Origin of the sequence: uncultured Microbacterium sp. (assembly GCF_964244775.1) — a bacterium.
Lineage (GTDB): Bacteria > Actinomycetota > Actinomycetes > Actinomycetales > Microbacteriaceae > Microbacterium.
This window is the reverse complement of record NZ_CAXTJR010000001.1, coordinates 616,916-640,594: the sequence shown is the minus strand read 5'-3', so window position 1 is coordinate 640,594 and position 23,679 is coordinate 616,916. Positions and strand designations below refer to the sequence as shown.

General features: G+C 66.0%; 26 protein-coding genes and 1 tRNA gene. 9 read left to right on the top strand and 18 right to left on the bottom strand.

What is annotated here, in order from left to right; genetic code table 11:
• The first annotated feature begins 11 nt into the window (after positions 1-11).
• The 4 genes from hpaE to ACFE6Z_RS03085 are packed head-to-tail and all read left to right on the top strand — an operon-like array spanning position 12 to position 4,316.
• Entirely contained in the window at positions 12-1,565 is a 1,554-nt protein-coding gene (gene hpaE / locus ACFE6Z_RS03100) for a 5-carboxymethyl-2-hydroxymuconate semialdehyde dehydrogenase (RefSeq protein WP_375384211.1), read from the top strand.
• 2 nt (positions 1,566-1,567) lie between these two features.
• Positions 1,568-2,725, top strand: a complete 1,158-nt coding sequence (gene hpaD, locus ACFE6Z_RS03095; RefSeq protein WP_375384210.1) for a 3,4-dihydroxyphenylacetate 2,3-dioxygenase — start codon at positions 1,568-1,570, stop codon at positions 2,723-2,725.
• 41 nt (positions 2,726-2,766) lie between these two features.
• On the top strand, positions 2,767-3,552 hold the full coding sequence (locus ACFE6Z_RS03090; protein ID WP_375384209.1) for a 2-oxo-hepta-3-ene-1,7-dioate hydratase: 786 nt from the start codon (positions 2,767-2,769) through the stop codon (positions 3,550-3,552).
• Positions 3,537-4,316: an aldolase/citrate lyase family protein gene (locus ACFE6Z_RS03085; RefSeq protein ID WP_375384208.1), complete on the top strand. Its 780-nt coding sequence runs from the start codon at positions 3,537-3,539 to the stop codon at positions 4,314-4,316. The genes ACFE6Z_RS03090 and ACFE6Z_RS03085 overlap by 16 nt, the downstream gene beginning before the upstream one ends.
• A gap of 32 nt (positions 4,317-4,348) precedes the next feature.
• Here ACFE6Z_RS03085 and ACFE6Z_RS03080 read toward each other — a convergent pair whose 3' ends face one another.
• Positions 4,349-4,684, bottom strand: a complete 336-nt coding sequence (locus tag ACFE6Z_RS03080) for a DUF86 domain-containing protein (protein WP_375384207.1) — start codon at positions 4,682-4,684, stop codon at positions 4,349-4,351.
• Complete coding sequence (locus ACFE6Z_RS03075) at positions 4,681-5,004, bottom strand: nucleotidyltransferase family protein (RefSeq protein WP_375384206.1); 324 nt, start codon at positions 5,002-5,004, stop codon at positions 4,681-4,683. Before ACFE6Z_RS03075 ends, ACFE6Z_RS03080 begins: the two co-directional genes overlap by 4 nt.
• Before the next feature lie 212 nt (positions 5,005-5,216).
• On the opposite strand from ACFE6Z_RS03075, the gene ACFE6Z_RS03070 reads away from it, so the two are divergent.
• The 3 genes from ACFE6Z_RS03070 to ACFE6Z_RS03060 all read left to right on the top strand — a co-directional run bounded on the left by ACFE6Z_RS03070 (position 5,217) and on the right by ACFE6Z_RS03060 (position 6,992).
• Complete coding sequence (locus tag ACFE6Z_RS03070) at positions 5,217-6,065, top strand: hypothetical protein (protein WP_375384205.1); 849 nt, start codon at positions 5,217-5,219, stop codon at positions 6,063-6,065.
• Between the two features lie 250 nt (positions 6,066-6,315).
• Positions 6,316-6,504 carry a hypothetical protein gene (locus tag ACFE6Z_RS03065; RefSeq protein WP_375384204.1) on the top strand — a complete coding sequence of 63 codons (189 nt, stop codon included), beginning with the start codon at positions 6,316-6,318 and terminating at the stop codon, positions 6,502-6,504.
• A 317-nt stretch (positions 6,505-6,821) separates the two neighbouring features.
• Complete coding sequence (locus ACFE6Z_RS03060; protein ID WP_375384203.1) at positions 6,822-6,992, top strand: helix-turn-helix domain-containing protein; 171 nt, start codon at positions 6,822-6,824, stop codon at positions 6,990-6,992.
• An 18-nt stretch (positions 6,993-7,010) separates the two neighbouring features.
• Here ACFE6Z_RS03060 and ACFE6Z_RS03055 read toward each other — a convergent pair whose 3' ends face one another.
• From ACFE6Z_RS03055 to ACFE6Z_RS03045, 3 genes are all read right to left on the bottom strand, one after another.
• On the bottom strand, positions 7,011-9,527 hold the full coding sequence (locus tag ACFE6Z_RS03055) for an AAA family ATPase (protein WP_375384202.1): 2,517 nt from the start codon (positions 9,525-9,527) through the stop codon (positions 7,011-7,013).
• Positions 9,524-9,685 (bottom strand): hypothetical protein, encoded by a 162-nt coding sequence (locus ACFE6Z_RS03050; RefSeq protein WP_375384201.1) that lies wholly within the window; start codon positions 9,683-9,685, stop codon positions 9,524-9,526. Before ACFE6Z_RS03050 ends, ACFE6Z_RS03055 begins: the two co-directional genes overlap by 4 nt.
• Before the next feature lie 135 nt (positions 9,686-9,820).
• Positions 9,821-10,129 carry a hypothetical protein gene (locus tag ACFE6Z_RS03045; RefSeq protein WP_375384200.1) on the bottom strand — a complete coding sequence of 103 codons (309 nt, stop codon included), beginning with the start codon at positions 10,127-10,129 and terminating at the stop codon, positions 9,821-9,823.
• Between the two features lie 1,172 nt (positions 10,130-11,301).
• Here ACFE6Z_RS03045 and ACFE6Z_RS03040 point away from each other — a divergent pair.
• The gene (locus ACFE6Z_RS03040; RefSeq protein ID WP_375384199.1) at positions 11,302-11,808 is read left to right on the top strand and encodes a hypothetical protein; all 507 of its coding nucleotides are present in this window, start codon (positions 11,302-11,304) and stop codon (positions 11,806-11,808) included.
• A gap of 50 nt (positions 11,809-11,858) precedes the next feature.
• On the opposite strand, the gene ACFE6Z_RS03035 is transcribed toward ACFE6Z_RS03040, so the two are convergent.
• The 12 genes from ACFE6Z_RS03035 to rplU form a co-directional block, all read right to left on the bottom strand.
• Entirely contained in the window at positions 11,859-13,244 is a 1,386-nt protein-coding gene (locus ACFE6Z_RS03035) for a tyrosine-type recombinase/integrase (RefSeq protein WP_375384198.1), read from the bottom strand.
• Between the two features lie 211 nt (positions 13,245-13,455).
• The gene (locus tag ACFE6Z_RS03030; RefSeq protein WP_375384197.1) at positions 13,456-13,725 is read right to left on the bottom strand and encodes a helix-turn-helix domain-containing protein; all 270 of its coding nucleotides are present in this window, start codon (positions 13,723-13,725) and stop codon (positions 13,456-13,458) included.
• A 193-nt stretch (positions 13,726-13,918) separates the two neighbouring features.
• Positions 13,919-13,991: transfer RNA gene (locus ACFE6Z_RS03025), tRNA-Ala, on the bottom strand.
• Between the two features lie 128 nt (positions 13,992-14,119).
• A complete protein-coding gene (gene rsfS / locus ACFE6Z_RS03020) occupies positions 14,120-14,476 on the bottom strand; it encodes a ribosome silencing factor (protein WP_375384642.1) in 357 nt (118 codons plus the stop codon).
• A gap of 23 nt (positions 14,477-14,499) precedes the next feature.
• The gene (locus ACFE6Z_RS03015) at positions 14,500-15,561 is read right to left on the bottom strand and encodes a hypothetical protein (RefSeq protein ID WP_375384196.1); all 1,062 of its coding nucleotides are present in this window, start codon (positions 15,559-15,561) and stop codon (positions 14,500-14,502) included.
• Positions 15,558-16,154: a nicotinate-nucleotide adenylyltransferase gene (nadD, locus tag ACFE6Z_RS03010; RefSeq protein WP_375384195.1), complete on the bottom strand. Its 597-nt coding sequence runs from the start codon at positions 16,152-16,154 to the stop codon at positions 15,558-15,560. Before nadD ends, ACFE6Z_RS03015 begins: the two co-directional genes overlap by 4 nt.
• 9 nt (positions 16,155-16,163) lie before the next feature.
• The gene (locus ACFE6Z_RS03005) at positions 16,164-16,382 is read right to left on the bottom strand and encodes a hypothetical protein (protein WP_375384194.1); all 219 of its coding nucleotides are present in this window, start codon (positions 16,380-16,382) and stop codon (positions 16,164-16,166) included.
• 50 nt (positions 16,383-16,432) lie between these two features.
• Positions 16,433-17,692, bottom strand: coding sequence for a glutamate-5-semialdehyde dehydrogenase (locus tag ACFE6Z_RS03000; protein WP_375384193.1), 1,260 nt, complete (start codon positions 17,690-17,692; stop codon positions 16,433-16,435).
• The gene (gene proB, locus ACFE6Z_RS02995; RefSeq protein WP_375384192.1) at positions 17,689-18,549 is read right to left on the bottom strand and encodes a glutamate 5-kinase; all 861 of its coding nucleotides are present in this window, start codon (positions 18,547-18,549) and stop codon (positions 17,689-17,691) included. The genes ACFE6Z_RS03000 and proB overlap by 4 nt, the downstream gene beginning before the upstream one ends.
• The gene (obgE, locus tag ACFE6Z_RS02990; protein WP_375384191.1) at positions 18,546-20,051 is read right to left on the bottom strand and encodes a GTPase ObgE; all 1,506 of its coding nucleotides are present in this window, start codon (positions 20,049-20,051) and stop codon (positions 18,546-18,548) included. The genes proB and obgE overlap by 4 nt, the downstream gene beginning before the upstream one ends.
• Before the next feature lie 114 nt (positions 20,052-20,165).
• Positions 20,166-20,426 carry a 50S ribosomal protein L27 gene (gene rpmA / locus ACFE6Z_RS02985; RefSeq protein WP_150447211.1) on the bottom strand — a complete coding sequence of 87 codons (261 nt, stop codon included), beginning with the start codon at positions 20,424-20,426 and terminating at the stop codon, positions 20,166-20,168.
• Positions 20,427-20,444: 18 nt separating this feature from the next.
• Entirely contained in the window at positions 20,445-20,753 is a 309-nt protein-coding gene (gene rplU / locus ACFE6Z_RS02980) for a 50S ribosomal protein L21 (RefSeq protein ID WP_375384190.1), read from the bottom strand.
• Between the two features lie 184 nt (positions 20,754-20,937).
• Here rplU and ACFE6Z_RS02975 point away from each other — a divergent pair, with 184 nt between their 5' ends.
• Positions 20,938-21,210 carry a DUF4031 domain-containing protein gene (locus ACFE6Z_RS02975; protein ID WP_375384189.1) on the top strand — a complete coding sequence of 91 codons (273 nt, stop codon included), beginning with the start codon at positions 20,938-20,940 and terminating at the stop codon, positions 21,208-21,210.
• Positions 21,211-21,250: 40 nt separating this feature from the next.
• Here ACFE6Z_RS02975 and ACFE6Z_RS02970 read toward each other — a convergent pair whose 3' ends face one another.
• Positions 21,251-23,539 carry an Rne/Rng family ribonuclease gene (locus tag ACFE6Z_RS02970; protein WP_375384641.1) on the bottom strand — a complete coding sequence of 763 codons (2,289 nt, stop codon included), beginning with the start codon at positions 23,537-23,539 and terminating at the stop codon, positions 21,251-21,253.
• Between the last annotated feature and the right edge of the window lie 140 nt (positions 23,540-23,679).

The following is a 23,679-nucleotide window of genomic DNA, read 5'->3' as shown; positions in this document are numbered from 1 at the left end:
CCGAGGAAGTCATGACCGACACCGCAACACCCATCGACACCGGCAGCATCCGCGAAGATGCCGAGCGACTCCACCGCGCTCCCGCTGATCTGCCCACCCGCATCCGGCACTACATCGACGGCGAATTCGTCGACTCGGTCGACGGCGACACCTTCGACGTGCTCGATCCGGTGACGAACGAGACCTACGTGCAAGCGGCGGCAGGGAAGAAGAAGGATGTCGACCTCGCCGTCGCGGCCGCCCGCCGCGCCTTCACCGAAGGACCGTGGCCGCGGATGCTGCCGCGCGAGCGTTCACGAGTGCTGCACCGCATCGCCGACATCGTCGAGTCGCGCGATGCCCGTCTCGCCGAGCTGGAGTCGTACGACTCCGGTCTGCCGATCACGCAGGCCCTCGGGCAAGCCCGTCGGGCCGCGGAGAACTTCCGGTTCTTCGCCGACCTGATCGTCGCCCAGACCGACGACGCGTTCAAGGTTCCCGGCCGGCAGCTGAACTACGTCAATCGCAAGCCGATCGGCGTCGCAGGGCTCATCACCCCGTGGAACACCCCGTTCATGCTCGAGTCGTGGAAGCTCGGCCCGGCGCTGGCGACCGGCAACACGGTCGTACTCAAGCCCGCTGAGTTCACTCCGCTGTCGGCATCGCTCTGGGCCGGCATCTTCGAAGAGGCGGGGCTGCCGAAGGGTGTGTTCAACCTCGTGAACGGTCTCGGTGAGGATGCCGGCGACGCGCTGGTGAAGCATCCGGACGTTCCCCTCATCTCTTTCACCGGAGAGAGCGGAACCGGGAAGCTGATCTTCGCCAACGCGGCGCCGTTCCTCAAAGGGCTGTCGATGGAATTAGGCGGGAAGTCGCCGGCGATCGTTTTCGCCGACGCCGATCTCGAGGCCGCGATCGACGCGACGATCTTCGGCGTGTTCTCGCTCAACGGCGAACGCTGCACCGCCGGCTCCCGCATCCTCGTTCAGCGCGACATCTACGACGAGTTCGTCGAACGCTACGCCACCCAGGCCTCGCGCGTCGTGATCGGCTACCCGCACGATCCTACGACCGAAGTCGGTGCCCTCGTGCACCCCGAGCACTTCGCGAAGGTGATGAGCTACGTCGAACTCGGCAAGACAGAGGGCCGGCTCGTCGCGGGCGGCGGGCGACCGGAAGGCTTCGAAACCGGCAATTTCGTGGCCCCCACGGTCTTCGCCGATGTTGCGCCGGACGCGCGGATCTTCCAGGAGGAGATCTTCGGTCCGATGGTCGCGATCACGCCGTTCGACACCGACGAAGAGGCCCTCGAACTCGCGAACAACACGAAGTACGGCCTGGCCGCATACGTCTGGACGAGCAATCTGAAGCGCGCGCACAACTTCGCTCAGTCGGTGGAAGCCGGCATGGTGTGGCTCAACTCGAACAACGTGCGCGATCTTCGCACTCCGTTCGGTGGAGTGAAGGCGTCGGGGCTCGGGCACGAGGGCGGCTACCGTTCCATCGACTTCTACACCGACCAGCAGGCCGTGCACATCACGCTCGGCGACGCTCACAATCCCACCTTCGGCAAGCAAGGACGCTGATCATGACCGAAAAGATCCTCACCTCCTCGGGCTTCTACGTATCGCAGGAAGCGCCGATCCACACCGACAATCCGATCCCGACGCCGACTTCGCCCGCCCCCGACATCCTGCGCTGCGCGTACATGGAGCTCGTCGTCACCGACCTCGCGGCGTCTCGCACGTTCTACGTCGACGTGCTCGGGCTGCACGTCACCGAAGAGGATGCCGATGCGGTGTACCTGCGGTCGACGGAGGAGTTCATCCACCACAACCTCGTGCTGCGCCAAGGGCCGGTGGCGGCGGTCGCCGCGTTCTCGTACCGGGTGAGGTCTCCGCAAGAACTCGACGTCGCCGTCGCGTTCTATGAAGAACTCGGATGCCGCGTCGAGCGCCGTCCCGGAGGCTTCACCAAGGGCATCGGCGACTCGGTGCGGGTCGAAGATCCGCTCGGCTTCCCCTACGAGTTCTTCTACGATGTCGAGCACGCTGAGCGACTCTCGTGGCGCTACGACCTGCAGACCCCGGGTGAGCTCGTACGCCTCGACCACTTCAACCAGGTCACCCCCGACGTGCCGCGCGCGGTGGCGTTCATGCAAGACCTCGGGTTCCGCGTCACGGAAGACATCCAGGACGACGAAGGCACCGTCTACGCCGCGTGGATGCGGCGCAAGCCGACTGTGCACGACACCGCGATGACCGGCGGCGACGGACCTCGGATGCACCACGTCGCCTTCGCGACGCACGAGAAGCACAACATCCTCGCCATCTGCGACAAGCTCGGGGCGCTGCGTCGCTCGGACGCGATCGAGCGCGGGCCCGGTCGGCACGGGGTGAGCAACGCGTTCTACCTGTACCTGCGCGACCCCGACGGACACCGGGTGGAGATCTACACCCAGGATTACTACACCGGCGACCCGGATAATCCTGTGGTCACCTGGGACGTGCACGACAACCAGCGCCGCGATTGGTGGGGTAACCCGGTCGTGCCGTCGTGGTACACCGAGGCATCCCTGGTGCTCGATCTCGACGGTAACCCGCAGCCGGTCGTCGCCCGCACTGACGCCAGCGAAATGGCGGTCACGATCGGCGCCGACGGGTTCTCCTACACCCGCCCGACCGACCAGCCCGAAGAACTCCCGAGCTGGAAGCAGGGCGAATACAAGCTCGGACACCAGCTGTGACCTACGCCGCGCGTATTGAGCATCGAACAGAGGACTGACGGATGCTGGATCCTGACACCATCGCGGCGATCGCCGACGAGCTGGCCGCCGCCGACCGCGCGCACAGCGTGATTCCGCGGATCACCGCGCGGTATCCGGATGCGACCATCGAGGACTCCTACGCCATCCAGGGCGTCTGGCGCGACCAGAACATCGCGGCGGGCCGCACGCTCGTCGGGCGCAAGATCGGGCTCACCTCGAAGGCGATGCAGGACGCCACGGGGATCACCGAGCCCGACTACGGCGTCATGTTCGATGACACGGTCTATCGGAGCGGCGACGACATCCCGGTGAATCTGTTCTCCAACGTGCGGATCGAGGTCGAGTTGGCGTTCGCGCTGAAGGAGCCGCTCGAGGGCCCGGACTGCACGCTGGCCGACGCGCTGCGAGCGATCGACTACGCCGTCCCCGCGCTCGAGGTGCTCAACTCGCACATCGAGCTCGAGGGCCGCACGATCGTCGATACCATCTCGGACAACGCCGCCTACGGGGCGATGGTGCTCGGCGACGTGCGCAAGCGGCCCGACGAGATCGATCTGCGCTGGGTTCCGGCGCTGCTGTACCGCAACGGCGAGATCACCGAGACCGGTGTGGCCGCGGGCGTGCTCGATCACCCCGCGACGGGCGTCGCCTGGCTCGCGAACAAGTTCTTCCACCACGGCGCCCGCCTCGAAGCCGGCGAGATCATCCTGGCCGGGTCGTTCACCCGCCCCGTGTGGGTCTCGGCCGGCGACGACGTGCTCTGTGACTACGGACCGATGGGAAAGATCACATGCCGATTCGTCTAGACCCGACGTTCCGCGACGTTCTCGCCGCGACATCCCGGCCCCTCGCGGGCATGTGGGTGTGCAGCGCAAGCCCGCTCGTCGCCGAGATCGCCGCGGGCTCGGGTCTGGACTGGCTGCTCATCGACCTGGAGCACTCCCCCAACGGGCTCGAGTCGACCCTCGGTCAGCTTCAGGCGGTGGCTGCCTACCCGGTGACTCCTCTCGTGCGCGTGCCGATCGGGGATGTCGTGGCGATCAAGCAGGTGCTCGATCTCGGAGCGCAGAACATCATCGTGCCCATGGTGTCGTCGGCCGACGAGGCGCGCGCGGCCGTCGAGGCCACCCGCTATCCGCCGCTCGGGCGCCGCGGCGTGGGCAGCGCTCTCGCGCGTTCGGCGCGTTGGAACCGCGTCGAGGACTATCTCGCGCACGCGCACGATCACGTGTCGGTGTTCGTACAGGTCGAAACGGCCGACGCGGTGGATGCTGCCGCCGACATCGCGGCGGTCGACGGCGTCGACGGGGTCTTCGTGGGGCCCTCCGACCTCGCGGCGTCGATGGGGCTGCTCGGACAGCAGACCCATCCCGACGTCATCGCCGCCGTGCACCGCGCCTTCGCCGCCGTGCGGGCCGCCCGAAAGCCGGTCGGGGTGAACGCGTTCGACCCAGTCGTCGCCGATGCCTACATCGACGCGGGAGCGTCGTTCGTGCTCGTCGGTGCGGATGTCACCCTGCTCGCTCGCGGCTCGGAGGCTCTCGCCGCCCGCTTCATTCCCCGCGGGTGACCAGCCCTCGCGAAATGGTTTGTTCCGCAGTGCTAGTCGCGCAGGAGCGGGCGCAGTGCGGCAGCGAGCGGCGCCAGGTCACGATCGATCACCTCATTCACGACCTCGAGGTTCGCACCGAAGTACTGATGGATGAGGTTGTTGCGCATGCCGACGATCGCTGCCCACGGAATATGCGGGTGTGCGCTGGTGACGTAGGCGGGCAGGTGTTTGACGGCTTCCCCGATGATGGCGATGTTACGCAGCACAGCGTCGATTGCCATCTTCTCCACGTCGGTGTCGTCGTCCGCAAAGTATCGCCGATACCGATGGCAGGCGTCGATCGCTGCGAGGATGTCGGCGATACGTTTCTGAGTCGAGCGCGTCACAGCGGGGTCGCGTCGGCCAGCGCGGTTGCACCGACCGCGTCGCGCATCAATTCCGCAGCGACGACGTCGACATCACGATGAAGGATGGCCTCGAATCCGGCCGCGACACCACTCACCCGCAACAGCCGACTATGGACGTGATCGGGGAGCAGGTCGACCAGGATGTCTAGGTCGCTCGTCTCGGTCGCCTCTCCGCGGGCGACGGACCCGAACACCCGCGCGTTAGTCGCACCGTAGGCGGCAAGGACCGCGTCCAGCTCATCGCGGTGCGCGTCAATGAGTTCGCGCAGTGCGAGACTCGGCGACGTGTCGGTGCTCATGAGTCAAGGGTAGGCGACACGGCGACGGCGGGACAGGGCTCCTGCCGACTCACGCCGCCGACGACGGTGACAACTAGATGGCCATCACAGGCGGGATGTTTGGCCTCGATTGGGGCAGCTCGGACACCTGAGCTTCGAGCAGCGGTCGCTTCACAGCAACGCCACAGCCGCCGAAGCTGGTGGTAGCGATTCACGGTGCGGGACAATCGGCCATGGCGACAAAGTTTGTGCTGAAGGTGCTCGCGGGAGCGCTCGGCGCGGTCTTCGCCGCCCTCGTGATACGCGTGGCGCTTATCCCGCTGCTCGACATCACGCTCCCGACAAATGAGATGCGTCTCAACTTCGTGGGATCGGTACTTTCGTGGCTGATCACCCCGGAGGCACTCTTTTGGTATTTCGCATTGGGGTCACTCTCGAGCCTTGTCCTCGTGCTTTTCAGAGTGTACGTCCCCAGCCGCGGACGGATGATCTTCTTCGTGGTCGGATTCACGATCGCGGCGCTCGTCTACCGGCTCAATAACGGGTGGCAGGGTGACGAACTACCTTTCGATCCAGCTGAAGTACTCGTGTTTGCCGGATGGATCTCCTTTGGGCTCGTCGAGTGGATCATCTCGACAGACATCGTCCCCGAGTCGATCGAACATTTTCGGTACGTTGCCGAAGAGCGCCGCCAGTTCCGAGACCAACGTTGGATCATGCGCGAACGCGAAGGCGTTGAGCTCGATGAGTTCACCGACTGGGAGACGAACTATTGCATCGTAACGCCGCATCGGCCAATGCGTGGGCTGGAGACATGCACGCACGAGCTTGACGCGGCGCGCTTCCGGTCCGGACGCAAGCGGCGTCGTATTGACGGCGAGTTTCCGCAATGGCTGAAGCACGAAGGCAGCCCGGGTTACATCGAGGATGCCGCACCTCGATCCGATGCGGAGCCGATTCGAGATCCGCTGCTCGCGCATAGAGACGTCTTTGAGGACATCCGGCGCATCACGCTCGCGCGCCGCGGGCTTACGCAGCCTGATGCCCACCAGAAGACACCGTCCGACAAGGTAGGCAGCTGATCGATTCGTCGCGACCTCTCGAGTCTGTTGCGGGCCGCGAGGGACGCGCCGGAGAAATTCAGTGCCGTCGGGAACGCTCATGGGATCGCCTCCCTCGACGGAGATGCAGATTCTCAGAGAGCATCTCTTGCAGGGAAGGCTGAGGACGCGCGTCACCCTCTATGACAAAGCGAATCAACACCGGCCACTACCGAGTCCGTCACGACCACATCGGTCCCAACGGAAAATCAGCTTCCGCCGAGCCGGCCGCATGCACCGCCTCGGCATCGGCGCCGAACACCGCAAGAAACGCGTCATCCTCATCGCGGACGAAACCACCGTCACCGTCGTCCACCTCACCACCGGCGAAATCCTCGCCACCAACACGATCAACCCCGACCGCAGCTACTGGCGCAACACGCAGAAAGAGCCTGGCCGATGGCCGGGCTCCTTCTCCTGAATGTCGCCTATGACGCGACTCACAAGTCGCCTATGACGCGACTCATGACAACAGTGGACCTGCTGCACGCTTGCTCCAAACATTGCGACGGTCACCCTCCTTCAGAGCTCGTATTGAGAGCTGCGCAGTCCCGGAGGCCGAGGCAAGCAGCGCCGCGAGCCTGATCTGCCCGCCAGCTCCGCCCTTCTGACATAGATGAGCTGGTCGCGCGTTACCGCGAAGACGGCAACGTCGCTGATGTGGCCCGCCAATTCGGCGTCGCACGGCAGACTGTCGGCTCGCATCTCGCTTCTCGCGGAATCCAAACCGTCCGCCGGATGAGCGAAACGGATATATCGACCGCCGCTGCCCTGTATCGCGAAGGGCGTTCTGCCGCGGCCATAGGACGGAGGCTCGGGTTCGACCCGCAGACCGTGCTAAACGGGCTGCGAGGCGCTGGTGTTCCTATCCGCGCGCGTCCGGGGTACGCCCGCCGAGAACCACACTAACGGCGGTTCGCAGGTCCCTCACGTAACGAAGTGGGATCCCCACTTAGCGCGATGTGCTTTCGCGAACTGCCGGAGATTACCGCGGACCGTCTTCAACTCCGTGCTGCTAGGAGCACCATCGTCGTGATTGCCGGGGTTGAGTACTCGCGGCATCACCTTCCACTTGCCACCCTCATCAGGACTCAGCACGTGAGGCATGACCAGCGGAATGAGGTCTCCGAGCACGGTGGCCTTCTTTTCGACGTCAGCGATCGATGTTCGGGTGCCTGCGGAGGTGAGGTTGGTCGCAATGATCTGCTTAGCGAGACGCTCGGCCGCGCGCCGATAGGCACCCGAAGCATTCGCGCGCCCGGCTGCCGTCGGCGCATTAATCCCGTCCTCGCCCTGCAGCATGTAGTTGCTGAACTGATCAGATGTCTGAGACGGTTCGGCGCCCTCAGCGACATTCGACAAGATGAGGTCGTACGTGATCGGTTCGTGCTGCTCATTGAGCGTCTGAGCGTGCTCGGCGAGTTTCGGATCGTACGTCGTGATGATTACCTGCACGCCGGCATCGAGGAGCGCGGCCAGCGTGTTCTGGACAAAGGTGAGGCGATGATCGCCGTCACTGCCTGGGATCGGGTCATCGAGAAAGAGGAAAGGCAGCCCTACGAGCTCCGCCCGGGCGAGGAAGGTCGACAAGCCCAGCGCATTGAGCTGTGAGTCGCTGAACACGCCAAGCGCGTCTCGCTCGACGGCATCTCCCTGCAGGTCGGATTGAAGCGCCCCAACTAGATTCACAAACACTGCCCCAGAAGCGCGGCGTTTGACTCCGGCGAAACCAACCAGCTCCTCGGGACGGATCGTGTTCCACCATCGCTCGATCGCACTGCTCATAGAAGCGAAGCGTGCGTCAAGCACCGAAGCAATTGCCTTCTGGAGGGCTCGGTCGGCCCGTGTCAGCCGTTTGGAGGCAGCAGTCCGCTGCAAGACGGAGTGCAGTTCGTCCACGATTTCGTCAATGAGGCCGACCGCAACCAACAGCTCCTGGGTTCCCTCGGATTGCAGCCGCGATCGCAGGATTGGTTCCACCACGCTTTTGAGCGCGGAGACAGCTCCGTCGCTGTTCGCTGAGACCGCGTACGTGGAGGCTGACGAACGCACCGCTGTGAGATCAATCGCTTCTGCGTTCGGGATGTCTGCGCGACGACGGATCAGATCTAGTAGGTGCGAGGCGATAGCGTCTGCCGCGTCCGCAGCTTGGTCCGTTTTCAGCAGGAGAGCATCGAGCTGCTGCGCATGCGCAAGTGCTCCCGGAAGCATGGTCGCCGCCTCGTCGCCGAGTTCCTCAGCGAGGCCAACGACCTGAGCGTTACGCGTCTCATTCCAGGAAGCTGCCGCCGGACGTGCGCGCTGCAGTGACTCACGCCATGCGGACAGATGCGTTCGAAAAGTAGCAATCGAGCCCTCAGCCTGCTGCGCAGCCGCCTGAAACTCTGTCACGCTACGCAGGTGGCCTTTGATGTCCATCACACGTGCAGGCGTCAGCGCGTGGGGCGTTAGACATACCGGGCAGTCGACCGGGCGATCAAGGTCTGCAAGTTGAGTGTTCTCTGTAACGGCAGCGAGCACAGGAAGTAATGCGGTCTCAAGGTTGCTCGCGCGCCGCGCCTCGTCGAGGTACTCCCGAAGGTCGGGTGCAGCCGGTGGGTCCTCGAGCGTTCCGCCGCTGAGCTCTGTAAGTGGGAACAGTTGTTCATTGTGCTCTTGCGTCGCTCGCTCAAGCTCCGTTCGGAGTCGATGTAGCGAGGGTGGTCTTTCCCCCAACACCATCGATCCAGCTAGGAGCAGCGCATCCTCAACGCCTTTGCGCAGCGTCTCGCGGTCGCCGGTGAGCGCTTGGATACTGGAAACCGCTGACGCGAATCGGGTACGCAGGAGCCGTTGTAGCGGCGCCGAGCCCGGCCCCGCAGGTGCGGCATCGAGCGCCGTGGCCTGCGCCTTGACACGGGATCGAAGAAGGTCGAGGTCAGAGAGCGCGAGCAGAGCCTTGAAGTACGTGGCCCGCTGCTTGGGCTCGGTCGACAGCACGTATCGGAGGGTGTGCTGCAACAGCACTGGTGCGGACATCGCGTCGTTGACGGCGTTCACGCCGAATACGCTCTCGGCGTCTGTGTCGGCCCCGTCCACCGTGAGTCGCGACTCGCAGTCGGCCGCGCCCACAAAGTCCACGATCAGGTCGCGACGCACCACCTGAAACGTGCCATCGCCATCACGAATACCCGCGCTGACCCACACCGGACTGTCTGCAGGCAGATGCGCGTTGCGCAGGCTAGCGTTGTACTCGGCCTTGGCGCCGCCGAAAAGGTCACGCCTGCTACTGCGACCGGTGATCAGCCACTCGGCTGCCTCCGCGAGGCTGGTCTTGCCATGGCTATTGCCCGCGTGGATCACGATCAGCTGTGAAGTGAGGTCCAGGCGTCTGGCTTCAGATCCGAACGCCCGGAAGCCGCGAATCTCCAACCACTCCATCCGAGAGCCGGCGGGCGCGGTCATGCGAGCCATCCTTGAACCACGGTGGATAACGCCGCGTCAAGCTCCTCCAGGTTCTCGGCGCCAGCCGCGGCATTAGCCATCTCGCGCGCTTCGAGATTCGCCGCAGAGTCAGGCAGGACCTTCAGTAGATCCCCGAGGTTCGGTAGAAGCGCGCTCATAACCTTATCTTCTCGGCTCCCGATCTCGACGGGCAGCATTACGCGGGACAAAGCGACAACGTGTCGCTCACTGCAGCGTGGGCAAGCTGACCTCACCCTCTCAGCAGCCGAGAGGTTGTCGCCGGGCAGAAGGCGTCAGTCCGGAGGTAGCCGCTTGCAGTGAAACTCTCCCCGCCCGTCGCGAATGACGACGTCACGTCCTGGCAGGTCGGCATACATAGCAGCGATGCCTTCTGCGTCCCCCGCGCCGCGGAACCGCACGCGGTCGGAATCTGTCCGGATCAAATAGGCGCTGCACTCGCAGGATGTAATGAACGCGTAGAAGCGTCCCCTGAAGGCCTCCTGCACGAGCTGGGCAGGGTAGTACACCTCGTGCTTGCGGCACAGCGCCGGAAACTTTGATGAGCCCGTCTTCGAGTTCGCTATCGGGGAGATGAGCCGCATGACTCCAGGGTTGCAGTCACGCTTGGCCGTCCAGTGCACGCAGCGTCGCTCCATCGGCGAGGGAGAGGAAGGACTGACGTGTCCATGCCTGTCCGGCGGGCCACTCCGTGGCCATTCGCGAGGGCCAGAGTTGCGGCATTTGCAGCTCCGTCGCCGCGTCCGCTCGGAGGCCTGGGGTGACGAAACGCACGCCGCGAAGGACCACCCCGCCAAGAACGACTGTCATCGCATACCCCTGGGGCAGGGGCGGCTCCGGCAAGCCCGGCAAGCGAAGCGTGAACGGAGTGACATGGACCGCAGAGAACCCGTGAGAGCCGTCAAACCAACCGGCCCAAAACTGGCTGTCATCCAGCGGTTGCATTAGCTCTCGGCGCGCGTACAACGCCTTGTACTCCGCCGGATCAAACCCGTAGCCGCTATCTCTTTGCTCCTTACTGGAAAGCAGCATGGTGATTTGCGGAGGCTCTTGTCACCCTCCTTCCAGCGGTATATATGTGTGAGAAGCAGAGGCGCAATGGTTGCGAGACCCGACCTCAGCTAGAGCAAAGGAAACAGCAGAGATGTACCTCCGAAATAGGGCGTTGCTGATCGCAGCTACCACTCTGTCCGCAGCCATCCTCACATTCGGCCTCGCCGGTCCTGCGAGTGCCGCCACGACGACCGGATCAGATGCCCCCCCGACGTCGCCGCGAACGGTCACCATGTCGGCCCCGATGACGATCGACTGCTCCACGCTCAAACCAGCCGGCCGCAAGTATGCGATCGAGCACAACGTGAACATCTGTGGCGTCCTCGATCATGGCTCGAAGACAGGGATTGGTGGGGCCTCACCAAACGCGAACCCCGTGTACGGCGACTGTGGCTCGGCCAGCATCAGCGGATGGTCCCTAGGTGGCGGACGAGCCTATTTTCAGTGGAACGTAGTCTCATCGACGGGCGGAATCTGGTGGTACTCGACGTCCATCGTGTTCAGCGGCACGTCTGGCGGAGGAACTCTCCCGTTCAGCGGCTTTTGGCCTGGAACGAGCGCTTCGGGAGGCGCGCCAGGAACCACCGGCAGCGGATGGGCAGACGCATACCTGAGCGGATCCGTAACGACCGATTGGGCCGACTGCACGATTGGGTATCCGTCGATGAGCCTGTACGTCTGAAACGCCGACAAGGGTGACGCCATGACGAGCAGCGAAGAGCCGATGAGGGGCGTTCCCGTATCGGCGGAAGAGGCCGAGCGGCGGAAGGCGATGCGCGCTGAGTTTCTTGCGAGCCAGAACCTTCCGCCGCTGTACCGGCTTTCGAGCATGGGCCCCGAAATCAACTGGGGAACGACGACATACGGTAGCCCGACACCCATCTCTCAGACGAAGTACATCTTCGAGAAGGCGGCGGAGACGACGCCGCGCTTCGAGGTTCATACGCTTGAGTTTGGGGCCGCCGGAGAGATGACGATCGTGCCTTGGGGCTCGAACTTCGGGGGCCCTCCGCCCGGCGTTCCCACCCCGCCGGTAACCATCCCGGTATCGATCGACGGATCGCCGCAAACAGGGCAAGTGCTCACTTCTTCCCCGAACGGTTGGATGGTTGTCACCGAAGCACCGAATGGCACCTTCCTGGTCCTCGGTCCAGGAGTGCTTCCGGACGCCCTCACTCTCGTAAACGTCGATGTTTCTATATCGACGTGACGAAAGCGCTGGCCTGGCCCTGCGTGTCAGGGTTGGGTGAGTCCACCGGTTCATAGCAAGTCCGCTTCGCAGGGCGTTGAAGGATCACCAGTTCGATGAGTTTGAGTTCCCCTGTCGCGTTGCTCGGCACGGATGATGGAGTCGTGTCTGCTCCCTCGAATCCGGATGGCCCGACGCGTCGGCGTTCGTTCACGCCGGCGCAGAAGTTGAAGTACCTGTCCGAGTACGAGACCGCGTGTGAGACCGGTCAAGGCGGCGTGTTCCTGCGCCGGCGGGGGCTGTATTCGTCGTTGATCTCGGAGTGGCGTAAGCAGCGTGACGCGGGCCTTCTGGAGGGGAAGAGCTCTGGTGAGCCGGTCGGCGCGCCGTCGCGGGAACAGGCGGAGATCGCGCGGTTGCGTCGTCAGCTCGCGAAGGCGGAGCAGAAGCTCGCAACGACGGAGATCGCGCTTCAGATCATGGGAAAAGCGCACGCGCTCATCCCGCACGCGCGTGTCCGCATGGCCCATCACCCACATTCCTTGGTCGGTGCCGTGCGCGGCCGTGATCGCCGTGGCCACCGACTTGCGCATCACATGGCTGACCAGCCATTCCGGAAGGTTCGCCCAGTCTCGAACCGTACGGAGGTTCTTCTGCAATCGGTCCGGGCTCACCGGACGCCCCGCAGTCGTCTCGAACAGCAGCTCCATGTCCGCACGCGCGGGTTCCGCCAGCCACGACCGGATCTTCTCATCCAGCCAAATCGGCACTTGCACCGACCGTTTGCCCTTGTCCGTTTTCGGGAATTCCTGCCGGATCGAACCCGCACCCTTGAGGTCAACGATGGTCCCGGAGATGTGAACGATCGCCGGTGAGCTCATCAGGTCGATGTCCTCCACCGACCTGAGGGCGAGAACCTCACCGATGCGTGCGCCTGTTCCTGCCATGAGCGCCAACGCGAACGAGAGATACTTCTGCGGCGGGCCGTTGCGTTCGGGCCGCAGATTGTAGGCGTCGACGGCGGTGAGCACCTGCTGGACGTGACTGGCGTCGAGAGCGTGGATCGCCTTGCGCTGACGCTTGCGAAGCTGCACTCGCTCGGCCGGGTTGTCCGTCCGAAGCCCGATCGACACCGCACGTGCCATCACCAGACGCAGGGCGATCATCGCATTCCGGGCGCGCGGGCCCATCACACGGGGGTCGCCGAACTCTTCGCCCGCGCTGTTCATCGCCCGACGCGGCAACAGCCATTGCGCGTACGCGCTCTCGCACATCGGAACGGTGACCTCACCAATGAGCACCCCGCCGAGGGTCGGCACGATGACCGATCTGGCATTCCGATAGTGCTCGTGCAGAGTCTGCGGGCGGATCCTCTGGATCAGCAGTTCCTGCTGATACCAGTTCTCGATCAGTGCCGCGACCGTGGACCGGCCGGAGAGGCCTCCAGTGTCTGCCACCAGGGAGCCGGCCCGTGCCGCCGCTGTCACCGCTGAGCGCGCCGCTGACCTGGTGGATGCCGTGCGTTGGGCCTGTCTCAAAACCCCATCCAGGCGCCGGTAGTGCACGCGCGCGACGACGAGGCCGGCGGCGTTGGTCTCGAACTAGACCTCGCCGATTCCGCCCGGATGCAGGCGCGGTCGTCCGTACGTGCTGCTCATCACCAGGTCCTCAGTCGAGGCTTGTCACCCGCTCGGTCACATCGCGTGCGCGGTAGCGGAGGTGGCGGCCGGCGTGACGTGCGCGCGGGCCCTTGTTCTTCTCTCGCCACTTCCTCAGCGTGAGGACCGGCAGTTGCAGGTAGGCCGCGACCTCAGCCATGGTGAGCATCTCGTTCGGGTGCTCGATCCGCTCGAGGAGCGCGATCCGGTCGATGGTCGTGGTTTCTGCGGGGACCTCATCGGTGTCGATATTGGTCGGGGCAATCGTGGAATCAGTCATGCCTGTCCCTATGCACGAGGGGACGGCGCAACGCTCCCACCTTCGCGGATGGAGATTTGATCCCGCGTGAGGCGCATCGTTCCCCCTGCCAGGCGCGGGGTTTCAGCTGACTTTCAGCGGACTCGCGGCCTCTTTTCGACGCTCGTCGAGGCGGCACAGAGGCGGATTTCCGCGGAATTACGCGGTTCTTTCGTGGACCTGAGGGGACTCGAACCCCTGACCCCCTGCATGCCATGCAGGTGCGCTACCAGCTGCGCCACAGGCCCAATTCCGCTGCTCCCGCTCGCGCGGGGCAACCCCACTAGATTACTACATTCGAGGGAGGCTGCCGAACCGGCGCGGATGCCGGCGACGCGCTGAGGGCGAGGTGGCGACCCGCCTCCAGCGACCGGCGCTATGCTCCGGCAGGCTCGGCGGTCGCCGCCAGCTCGATCGGAACGACCGGGCAGTCCTTCCAGAGCCGCTCCAGACCGTAGTACATGCGCTCCTGCTCGTGGAAGACGTGCACGACCAGGTCGCCGAAGTCCAGCAGCACCCAGCGCGCTTCGCCCCGACCTTCGCGACGCAGCCGCTTGTGGCCGGCCTCGAGCAGCCTGTCCTCGATCTCGTCGGCGATCGCTGCGACGTTGCGTTCGTTGCGCCCCGTGATCAGCAGGAAGATGTCGACGAGGGGCAGGGGCCCCGAGACGTCGAGTGCGACGAGATCCTCGCCGCCCTTCGCGTCGGCGGCGGTGGCGGCGATGTCGAGCATCACGCGTGAGTTGTCGGTGGCCACTATTTGAACACTCCTGTGGTGAGCGCCAGGATCAGGACGCCCGCCAGGGCGAGGGCGAGGACCCCCGCCGTGATCACGAGCGTGAGCATGAGTCGATTGCCCTTTTCCGGGGCGGGGGGACGAATGATCTCGCCGCTGGTTTTCACGGTGCTGATCGCGGCGCTGGCGGCGATCGGCGTCGGTGACGAGTGCGCGGGCAGTTCACCGTCGATGAGCACGGCATCCGCCTCTCTGCCGTCCGCTGCGCCGGGCACATGCCCCTGCGAGCCGAGTCCTTCGGGAAGCGCGAACGTGCCGGTGATGAGCACCTCGCCGGTCGCCGCGATCGGCGACATGAGCGGGGCGCCCTCGCCCTGCGAGAGGATCAGGGCGTTGGGCGTGGCGATCGAGCCCGACGCCGCGCTCTCGCGGGCGATGAGCTGGTCGAACGATGCCGGCACCGCCGCGGACGTCGCCGTCGCGCCGGCAAGGAGCTCCGACCCGAACTGCGGGTTCACGATCGGTCGGTCCTCGACCTCCGGAGCCTCCGCGAAGATGTCGACGATCTCAGCCGGCGCGGCCTCATCCGAGTGGATCTCGGCGACGTCTGCGGCCCGCGCGTCCGGCACGGCAACCGCAGCGCCGGCACTTGCGGCGAGCACCTCGGGGGTGATGACGGGCACCGACGCCGTGCGGATGCGCTCCTGCTGGCGCGCCTGCCTCCGTGTGAGGGGCGAGACGCCGAGATCGACGCCTGCGTCGGGTCCGGGTGCTGGTGCGATCACTGCGGGCTCTGCGGCCCTGGCGAGCGGCGCGACGACTCGAGCAGCATCCACAGTCACATCGTTCACGGGTACCGCCGCTTCCGACGTGTCGCCCTCCGACGTCGCTGCGAGCCCGTCGACGCTATTCGTCTTCTCGACTTCGACGGCGGCAGCGGCGTCCGCGAGGGCGGCCTCGGCCGAGGCGTCGTCGTCGTCGATGACTGCACCGCCTGCGGTCACGATCGGATTCGACGCGGTGTTGCGGATCTCCCGCATCTGCTTGCGCGTCAGCGGCTGTTTGTCCGTCTGCTGGTTCATGCCTTGCTCCGGTAGAGGTGATGCTTCGCGATGTACTGGACGACCCCGTCGGGAACGAGGTACCAGACAGGATGATCGTTGCGCACGCGCTTGCGGCAGTCCGTGGAAGAAATCGACAGCGCCGGGATCTCGAGCTGGCTCACATCGTCACTCGGAAGCCCCGCGGTGCTCAGCACGTGACCAGGGCGGGATACTGCGACGAAATGGGCAAGGTCCCACAGCTCATCATGGTCCCTCCAACTGAGAATCTGCGCTACGGCATCAGCACCGGTGATGAAGAACAGCTCGGCGTCGGGTCGCTGCGTCTTCAGATCCTTCAGCGTGTCGATCGTGTAGGTGGGGCCTTCGCGGTCGATGTCGACCCGGCTGACGGTGAACTGAGGATTGGATGCTGTCGCGATCACCGTCATCAGGTAGCGGTGTTCGCTCTCCGTGACGTCGTGCTTCTGCCACGGTTGACCCGTCGGCACGAACACGACCTCATCGAGATCGAAATTGCGGGCCACCTCGCTCGCCGCCACGAGATGCCCGTGGTGGATGGGATCGAACGTGCCGCCCATGACTCCGATCCTCGGAGCCCTTTTCACCGTCATACGGTCGACCTAGTGGCCGTGCCCCGCTTCGTGCGTGTCGTTCGCGTGTGCGCGCGCATACGCCTCGGCCTTGTGCGGATGCCGGTTGGCGACGTGCCGGTACGACAGCGACACGAGTGCGAGGGCCGCGAAGACGACGAGTGCGGTGATCCCGAAGCCGATGGTCTCGAGCGCGACGCTTCCGTGCTCCTCTTCAGCTGCGAGGACGAGGATCGAGGCGAAGGTCATCGGGTTTCCGTTTCGGGTCGTTGACGTGCGTGTTCGACCAGTTTAGGCGCTCACGCGCGGACTTGTCCGGCACCTCGCGCGAGCCATTTCGTGCTGGTCAGCTCGGCCAGTCCCATCGGGCCGCGCGCATGCAGCTTCTGGGTCGAGATCCCCACCTCGGCACCGAAGCCGAACTCGCCGCCGTCGGTGAAGCGGGTCGATGCGTTGGCCATCACCACTGCGGAATCGACCTCGGCGAGGAAACGCTCGGCGTTGGCCGTGTCTTCCGTGATGATCGACTCGGTGTGATGGGTCGAGTACTGCCGGATGTGGGCCAGCGCCTCGTCGAGATCGTCCACGACGCGCATCGAGATGTCGAGGCTGACATACTCGGTCGCCCAATCCTCGTCGGTGGCGGCGACGACGCCGTCAGCCAGGCGGCGCACGTCCTCGTCGCCGTGGACCGTTACGCCGACATCTCGCAGCGACGCGACCACGGTGGGCACGAGACGTGCGGCGGCCGGCCGGAGCACGAGGACGGTCTCGACGGAGTTGCAGACGCTCGGCCGCTGCACCTTGGCGTTGACGACGATGTCGCGGGCCCACTCGAGCGGCGCAGACGCGTCGAGCACGATGTGCACCACCCCCGCGCCCGTCTCGATCACCGGGACCGTCGATTCGGTTACGACGGTCTCGATCAGCTGAGCGCTGCCGCGCGGCACCAGCACGTCGACGACGCCGCGGGCGTGCATGAGCTCGCGCGCGCCTTCGCGGCCGAACTCGTCGACCGTCTGGATGGCTTCGGGGTCGACGCCCTGATCGGCGAGGGCGCCGCGCATCGCGGCGACGAGAGCCCGATTCGTCGACTCGGCAGCCGACCCGCCGCGCAGCACGACGGCATTGCCCGAACGCAGCGCCAGCGCGGTGATGTCGACCGTCACATTGGGCCTGGCCTCGTAGATCGATCCGACTACGCCGAACGGCACCGACACCTTCTGCAGGCGTACGCCGTTCGCGAGCACCCGCTCATCCAGCACCCGCCCGACGGGATCGGGCAGGTCTGCCACGTCGCGGACGGCCTGCGCGAGCGCCGCCACACGCGCCTCGTCCAGCCGGAGACGGTCCTGCAGCGCGGTAGACAGGCCGCTCGCCTGCCCTCGATCAAGATCCTCGTGGTTCGCGACGACGATCTCGGCTGTCGCCGACTCGATCGCCCCGGCGATCGCACGCAGCGCCGACGCCTTCGCCTCGTCCGAGAGGAGGCCCACCTGCCGCGATGCGGCCTTCGCCAGCAGCATCCGCTCCTGCGCCGTGGAGGTGGTCGTGGTCATCGGCCCAGTGTATCGGCGGGGAGCGCCGGACCGACTGCGTTGCGGATCGGGCCCGTGACCGGTGCCGCACCGGGCTCGGGATTGGGGTCGAACCACGTGCCGATCGCCTCGCCGTCCAGCGCACGGTCGACGAGGTCGGCACTGGTCACCAGGACCCCGACACCGGATGCTGCGGCCACCCGTGCCGCCGACACCTTGGTCGCCGCTCCCCCGGTGCCGACGCTGTTGACGACGACGGACCCGAATTCGAAGCCGTGCAGGTCGTCGCCGTACTCGACCCGGTCGATGGGCATGGCCCCGGGCTCGCCCGGCGGGCGGGTGTAGAGGCATTCGATGTCGCTCAGGAGGATCAGGGCGTCAGCGCCGATCAACTCGGCGACCAGCGCGGCCAGGCGATCGTTGTCGCCGAAGCGGATCTCGTGGGTCGCCACGGTGTCGTTCTCGTTGACGATCGGGAGGATGCGCAGCCCCAGCAGTCGCTCCATCGCGCGCCGCGCGTTGGAGCGGGGGGTGGGATTCTCCAGGTCGCCCGCCGTCAGCAGCACCTGCCCGGCGACGATGCCGAACGGGCGCAGCGCGTCTTGGTACCGGTAGATGAGCACGTTCTGCCCTACGGCGGCGGCGGCCTGCTGCGTGGCGAGGTCGCTCGGTCGTGCGTCCAGAGCGAGGAAAGGCATGCCGGTCGCGATCGCCCCGGACGAGACGAGCACCACCTCGGTGCCGCGGCCGTGTGCGACCGTCAGCGCCTCGACGATCGTCTGGATCTTGCCGGCGTTCTCACCGCTGATCGACGATGACCCCACCTTGACGACGACGCGGCGGGCGGTGCGGATGCCCGCGCGGGTCAGGGTCGTCACTCGGGGACCTCTTCGTCGACGTACACCGCCCCGCGCTCGGCATTGAGCTCGGCGCGGGCCTCAGCCTTGGCATCCATCATCTCGTGGTAGCGCTCACGACGCTCGGACGTGGTGCGTCGCGGATTCTGCATAAGGCGAGGGTCGGTCCCGCGCGGAGCAGTCATCAGCTCCGCCACCGACGACAGCGACGGCTGCCAGTCGAAGACGACACCATCGCCCTCGCCGATCACGACGGTGGCGCCGGGAGCGGCTCCGACGCGGTACAGCTCGGTCTCGATGCCCAGCTTCTCGAGGCGATCGGCGAGGTAGCCCACGGCCTCTTCGTTCTGGAAATCGGTCTGGTACATCCAGCGGACCGGCTTCTCGCCGAGGATGCGGTAGATGTCGCCGTACGAGCCGCCCTCGACACGGATCGTGAACTCCTTCTTCGACCCGCGGGGGCGGATGACGATCCGCTCCTGCACGGGCTTGAGAGCTTCCTCGACACGATGCTGGGCGACGACGTCTGCGAGCGCGAAAGTGAGCTGGCGGAGGCCGTCGTGGCTCACTGTCGAGATCTCGAAGACGCGATAGCCGCGCGCCTCGAGTTCGGGGCGCACCAGCTCGGCGAGATCGCGGCCTTCGGGCACGTCGACCTTGTTGAGCGCGATGAGCTGGGGTCGATCCAGAAGGGGGATCTGACCCTCGGGCACCGGGTAGGCGGCGAGCTCGGTGAGGATGACATCGAGGTCTGTCAGGGGGTCGCGTCCCGGTTCGAGCGTCGCGCAGTCCAGCACGTGGACCAGCGCGGTGCAGCGCTCGACATGGCGCAGGAACTCGAGTCCGAGTCCCTTGCCTTCGCTCGCGCCCTCGATGAGCCCTGGCACATCGGCGACCGTGAAGCGGATGTCACCGGCCTGCACGACGCCGAGGTTCGGGTGCAGAGTGGTGAACGGGTAGTCGGCGATCTTGGGTCGCGCGGCGGAGATGGCCGCGACGAGGCTGGACTTGCCGGCGGACGGGAAGCCGACCAGGGCCACGTCGGCCACCGTCTTCAGCTCGAGCTGGACATCACCCTCCCACCCGGGGGTGCCGAGCAGAGCGAAACCGGGGGCCTTGCGCTTGGGGTTGGCGAGCGTCGCGTTGCCCAGTCCGCCGATGCCACCAGGGGCCACCACGAAGCGCATCCCCGGCTCGATCATGTCGACGAGGGTCTCGCCGTCGACATCCTTCACGAGCGTCCCGACCGGAACGGCCAGTTCGAGCGACTCGCCGATGGCGCCGGAGCGGTGGTCGCCCATCCCGAAGCCGCCGTTGCCGGCCGAGCGGTGCGGCGAGTGGTGATACGACAGGAGGGTCGTGACCTGCGGATCGGCGACGAGCACGACGTCGCCGCCGTTGCCGCCGCTGCCGCCGTCAGGGCCGGCGAGAGGCTTGAACTTCTCGCGCTTAACCGAGACGCAGCCGTTGCCGCCCTTGCCCGCGCGCAGGTGCAGCGTCACGCGGTCGACGAATGTGACCATGTCAATTCCTTCATAGCGCTTCTGCTGACTTTCGAGGGTGGGTGGTGCCGGGAAAACAGAAGAGGGGCGAGCCGAAGCCCGCCCCCTCCGTTGAAAAGCTGTGTGAGCCTCGGACTACTCCGCGGCTGCCGTCACGATGTTGATGACCTTGCGGCCACCCTTGGTGCCGAACTCGACGGCGCCGGGGGCGAGGGCGAACAGCGTGTCGTCTCCGCCGCGGCCGACGTTGGCGCCGGGGTGGAAGTGCGTGCCGCGCTGGCGGATGATGATCTCGCCCGCGAGCACCTTCTGGCCGCCGAATCGCTTCACGCCGAGGCGCTGGGCGTTGGAGTCACGACCGTTACGGGTGGAGCTTGCGCCCTTTTTGTGTGCCATGTCCTGAGTCTCTTCCGGTTACTTGATGCCGGTGACCTTGACGCGCGTGAGGTCCTGACGGTGCCCCTGGCGCTTCTTGTACCCGGTCTTGTTCTTGAACTTCTGGATCACGATCTTGGGGCCGCGCTCCTCGCCGAGGACCTCGGCGGTGACGGTGACCTTCGCGAGCTTGTCAGCGTCGGTCGTCACGGCCTCGCCGTCGACCAGGAGCACTGCGGCAAGCTCGATCGAGTCGCCGATCTTCGCGGACTGACGATCGAGGACGACGATCGTGCCGACCTCGACCTTCTCCTGCCGGCCACCGGCGCGCACAACTGCGTAAACCACTTCATACCTGTTTCTTCGGGGAGCGCGCGGCTCCGGATGCCTGAGCAAGACTCGGTGCGGAAGCAAGAGTGTCGTCGACGCACCAAAGGAATACTTTACCGGATGCCTCGCCCAGGCGCAAAAGGAGCGACTGCCGCGTGTCGCGGCGGGCCGTCACCGGCCGCGCCATGGGTAACATCGCGACGTGTCCATTCTCATCGATGATCCGCGGTGGCCGGCGCACGGACGGCTCTGGGCGCACCTGATCAGCGACGCCGACCTCGGCGAACTGCACGCCTTCGCCGACGCGAACGGCATTCCGCGCCGCAGTTTCGACCTCGACCACTACGACGTCCCCGAGGAATCGCACGCGCGGATGGTCGCGGCCGGAGCCCGGCACGTCGACGGGCACACCCTCGTGCGCGCGCTCATCGCCTCGGGCCTGCGCATCACCGCTCGCGAGCGTCGCGGGCGGTGAGCGCACGCCCGAGGGCGGCGCCGGTTCAGTCAGCCCGCGGTCAGTCTGCCGTCGGCGTGTGCACGACCGGCGTGCCGCTGAGTGCGGCCGTCGTGACCCGGCGGCTGCGCGAGCGACCCTGACCGGGAGCCTTGGGTTCGGGAAGCGCATTGAGCACCGTGTCGAGCAGCTGCTCCTTCTCGGTGCGCGCCGGCGACTGCGACGGGCGCTTCTTGCGCGCCTTCTTCGGCCGCTCCGCCTCGTCCGGGACGACGATTTCCGGAGCATCCGTCACCGGAGCCTCGTCCTGCTGCGGGTGGATCGTGGATGCTGCGATCTGCGCGAGCGCAGACTTCACGCCTTCGGTGATCACGTGCGTTCCGCCGTTGCCGTTCCCGTTGCCGGAAAGCTGAGGGGTGCGCGGGCGACGCGGACCTCCGCCCTGCGGACCGTTGGACACGCCCTGCGTGCGGTGGCGGGCGACCGGGTCGTGGTGCACGACGACGCCCCGGCCGGCACAGACCTCGCACGGCTCGCTGAAGGTCTCCAGCAGCCCGAGTCCGAGCTTCTTACGGGTCATCTGAACCAGACCCAGCGAGGTGACCTCGGCGACCTGATGCTTGGTCCGGTCACGGCTCAGGCACTCGACCAGGCGACGCAGCACGAGATCCCGGTTGGATTCGAGCACCATGTCGATGAAGTCGACGACGATGATGCCGCCGATGTCGCGCAGGCGCAGCTGGCGCACGATCTCCTCGGCGGCTTCGAGGTTGTTCTTGGTGACGGTCTCTTCGAGGTTTCCGCCCGTGCCGACGAACTTGCCGGTGTTGACGTCGACGACCGTCATCGCCTCGGTCCGGTCGATCACGAGCGAGCCGCCCGACGGCAGCCAGACCTTGCGGTCCAACGCCTTCTCGATCTGCTCCGTCACGCGGAAGGCGTCGAACGGGTCGGCGTCGCCCTCGTACTTCTCCACACGCTCGAGGAGGTCGGGAGCGACGCTCGCGAGGTAGCTCGAGATCGTCTGCTCCGCGTCTTCGCCCTGGATGAGCATCCGGGTGAAGTCTTCGTTGAAGACGTCGCGCACGATCTTCACGAGCAGATCGGGCTCGGAGTGCAGGAGCGAAGGAGCGTTGATCGACTCGATCTGCGCGCTGATGTGCTCCCACTGCGAGGTGAGGCGCTGCACGTCGAGGGTGAGCTGATCTTCGGTCGCGCCCTCGGCCGCGGTGCGCACGATGACGCCGGACGACTCGGGGAGCACCTCCTTAAGGATCTTCTTGAGCCGCGCACGCTCGGTATCGGGGAGCTTCCGCGAAATGCCGTTCATGGCGCCGCCCGGCACGTACACGAGGTAGCGGCCCGGCAGCGAGATCTGGCTCGTCAAGCGGGCACCCTTGTGCCCGACCGGGTCTTTGGTGACCTGCACGAGCACGCGGTCGCCCGACTTGAGGGCGAGCTCGATGCGACGCGGCTGGTTGCCGGTCTCGACGGCGTCCCAGTCGACCTCGCCGGAGTACAGCACGGCGTTGCGGCCGCGGCCGATGTCGACGAAGGCGGCCTCCATGCTCGGGAGCACGTTCTGCACGCGACCGATGTACACGTTGCCGATGAGCGAAGCGTCCTGGTTGCGGGCGACGTAGTGCTCAACGAGCACGCCGTCCTCGAGGACGGCGATCTGCACTCGGCCGTTCTTCGAACGGACGATCATGACCCGGTCGACGGCTTCACGCCGCGCGAGGAACTCCGCCTCGGTGACGACGGTGCGTCGCCTTCCGGCCTCGCGCCCGTCGCGGCGACGCTGCTTCTTCGCTTCGAGTCGCGTCGAACCCTTGATCCGCTGCGGCTCGGTGATGAGCTCGACGGCGCGCTGACGCGGCGGCGCGGCCGGCTGCTCGGACACCTCGTCACGGCCCTCCTCTCCCCCGCGACGCCGGTTGCGGCGACGCGCGCTGCTGGGGGCTGCGTCTTCTGCCGGAGCTTCCGGCTCCAGCCGAGGCGGGAGAGCGGCGAACTCGGGGGCGTAGAAGTGCAGCTGGGTCGACACCGTCGAGACGAACACCTCGGGCAGGAGGCCGAGGGCGACGGCTGTCAGTGCCTCCGGCTCGGCAGGCGTTTCGTCCGGGTTCTCGGGCGCCGAGCTCGCTGAGCTCGTCGAAGCGTCCTCCGCCGCCTCCGGGTCGCCCTCGGGCATCTCGATGTCGGGGCCTTCGAGCGGCTCGGCGATTGCGACGGGCGCACGATCGAGAGCGGCGGCTTCCGGCTCTACGACATCGACGGAATCGTGCGCGGGGGGCGCAGCATCCGTTGTGTCCTGCGGCTCTGTCTGGTCATTGGTGTCTTCGGCCATCACTGGCGTACTCCCTGCGGACGCACCGCGCGTCGCCCGGCAAAATCTCGTGCGACGGCGGGTCTCGCTGCCGCGAACTCATCTCGGTCTGCAGCCGGCTCAAGCGCTCTAGCTGCCAGGGGCTGTCGTCGCCCCGAAGT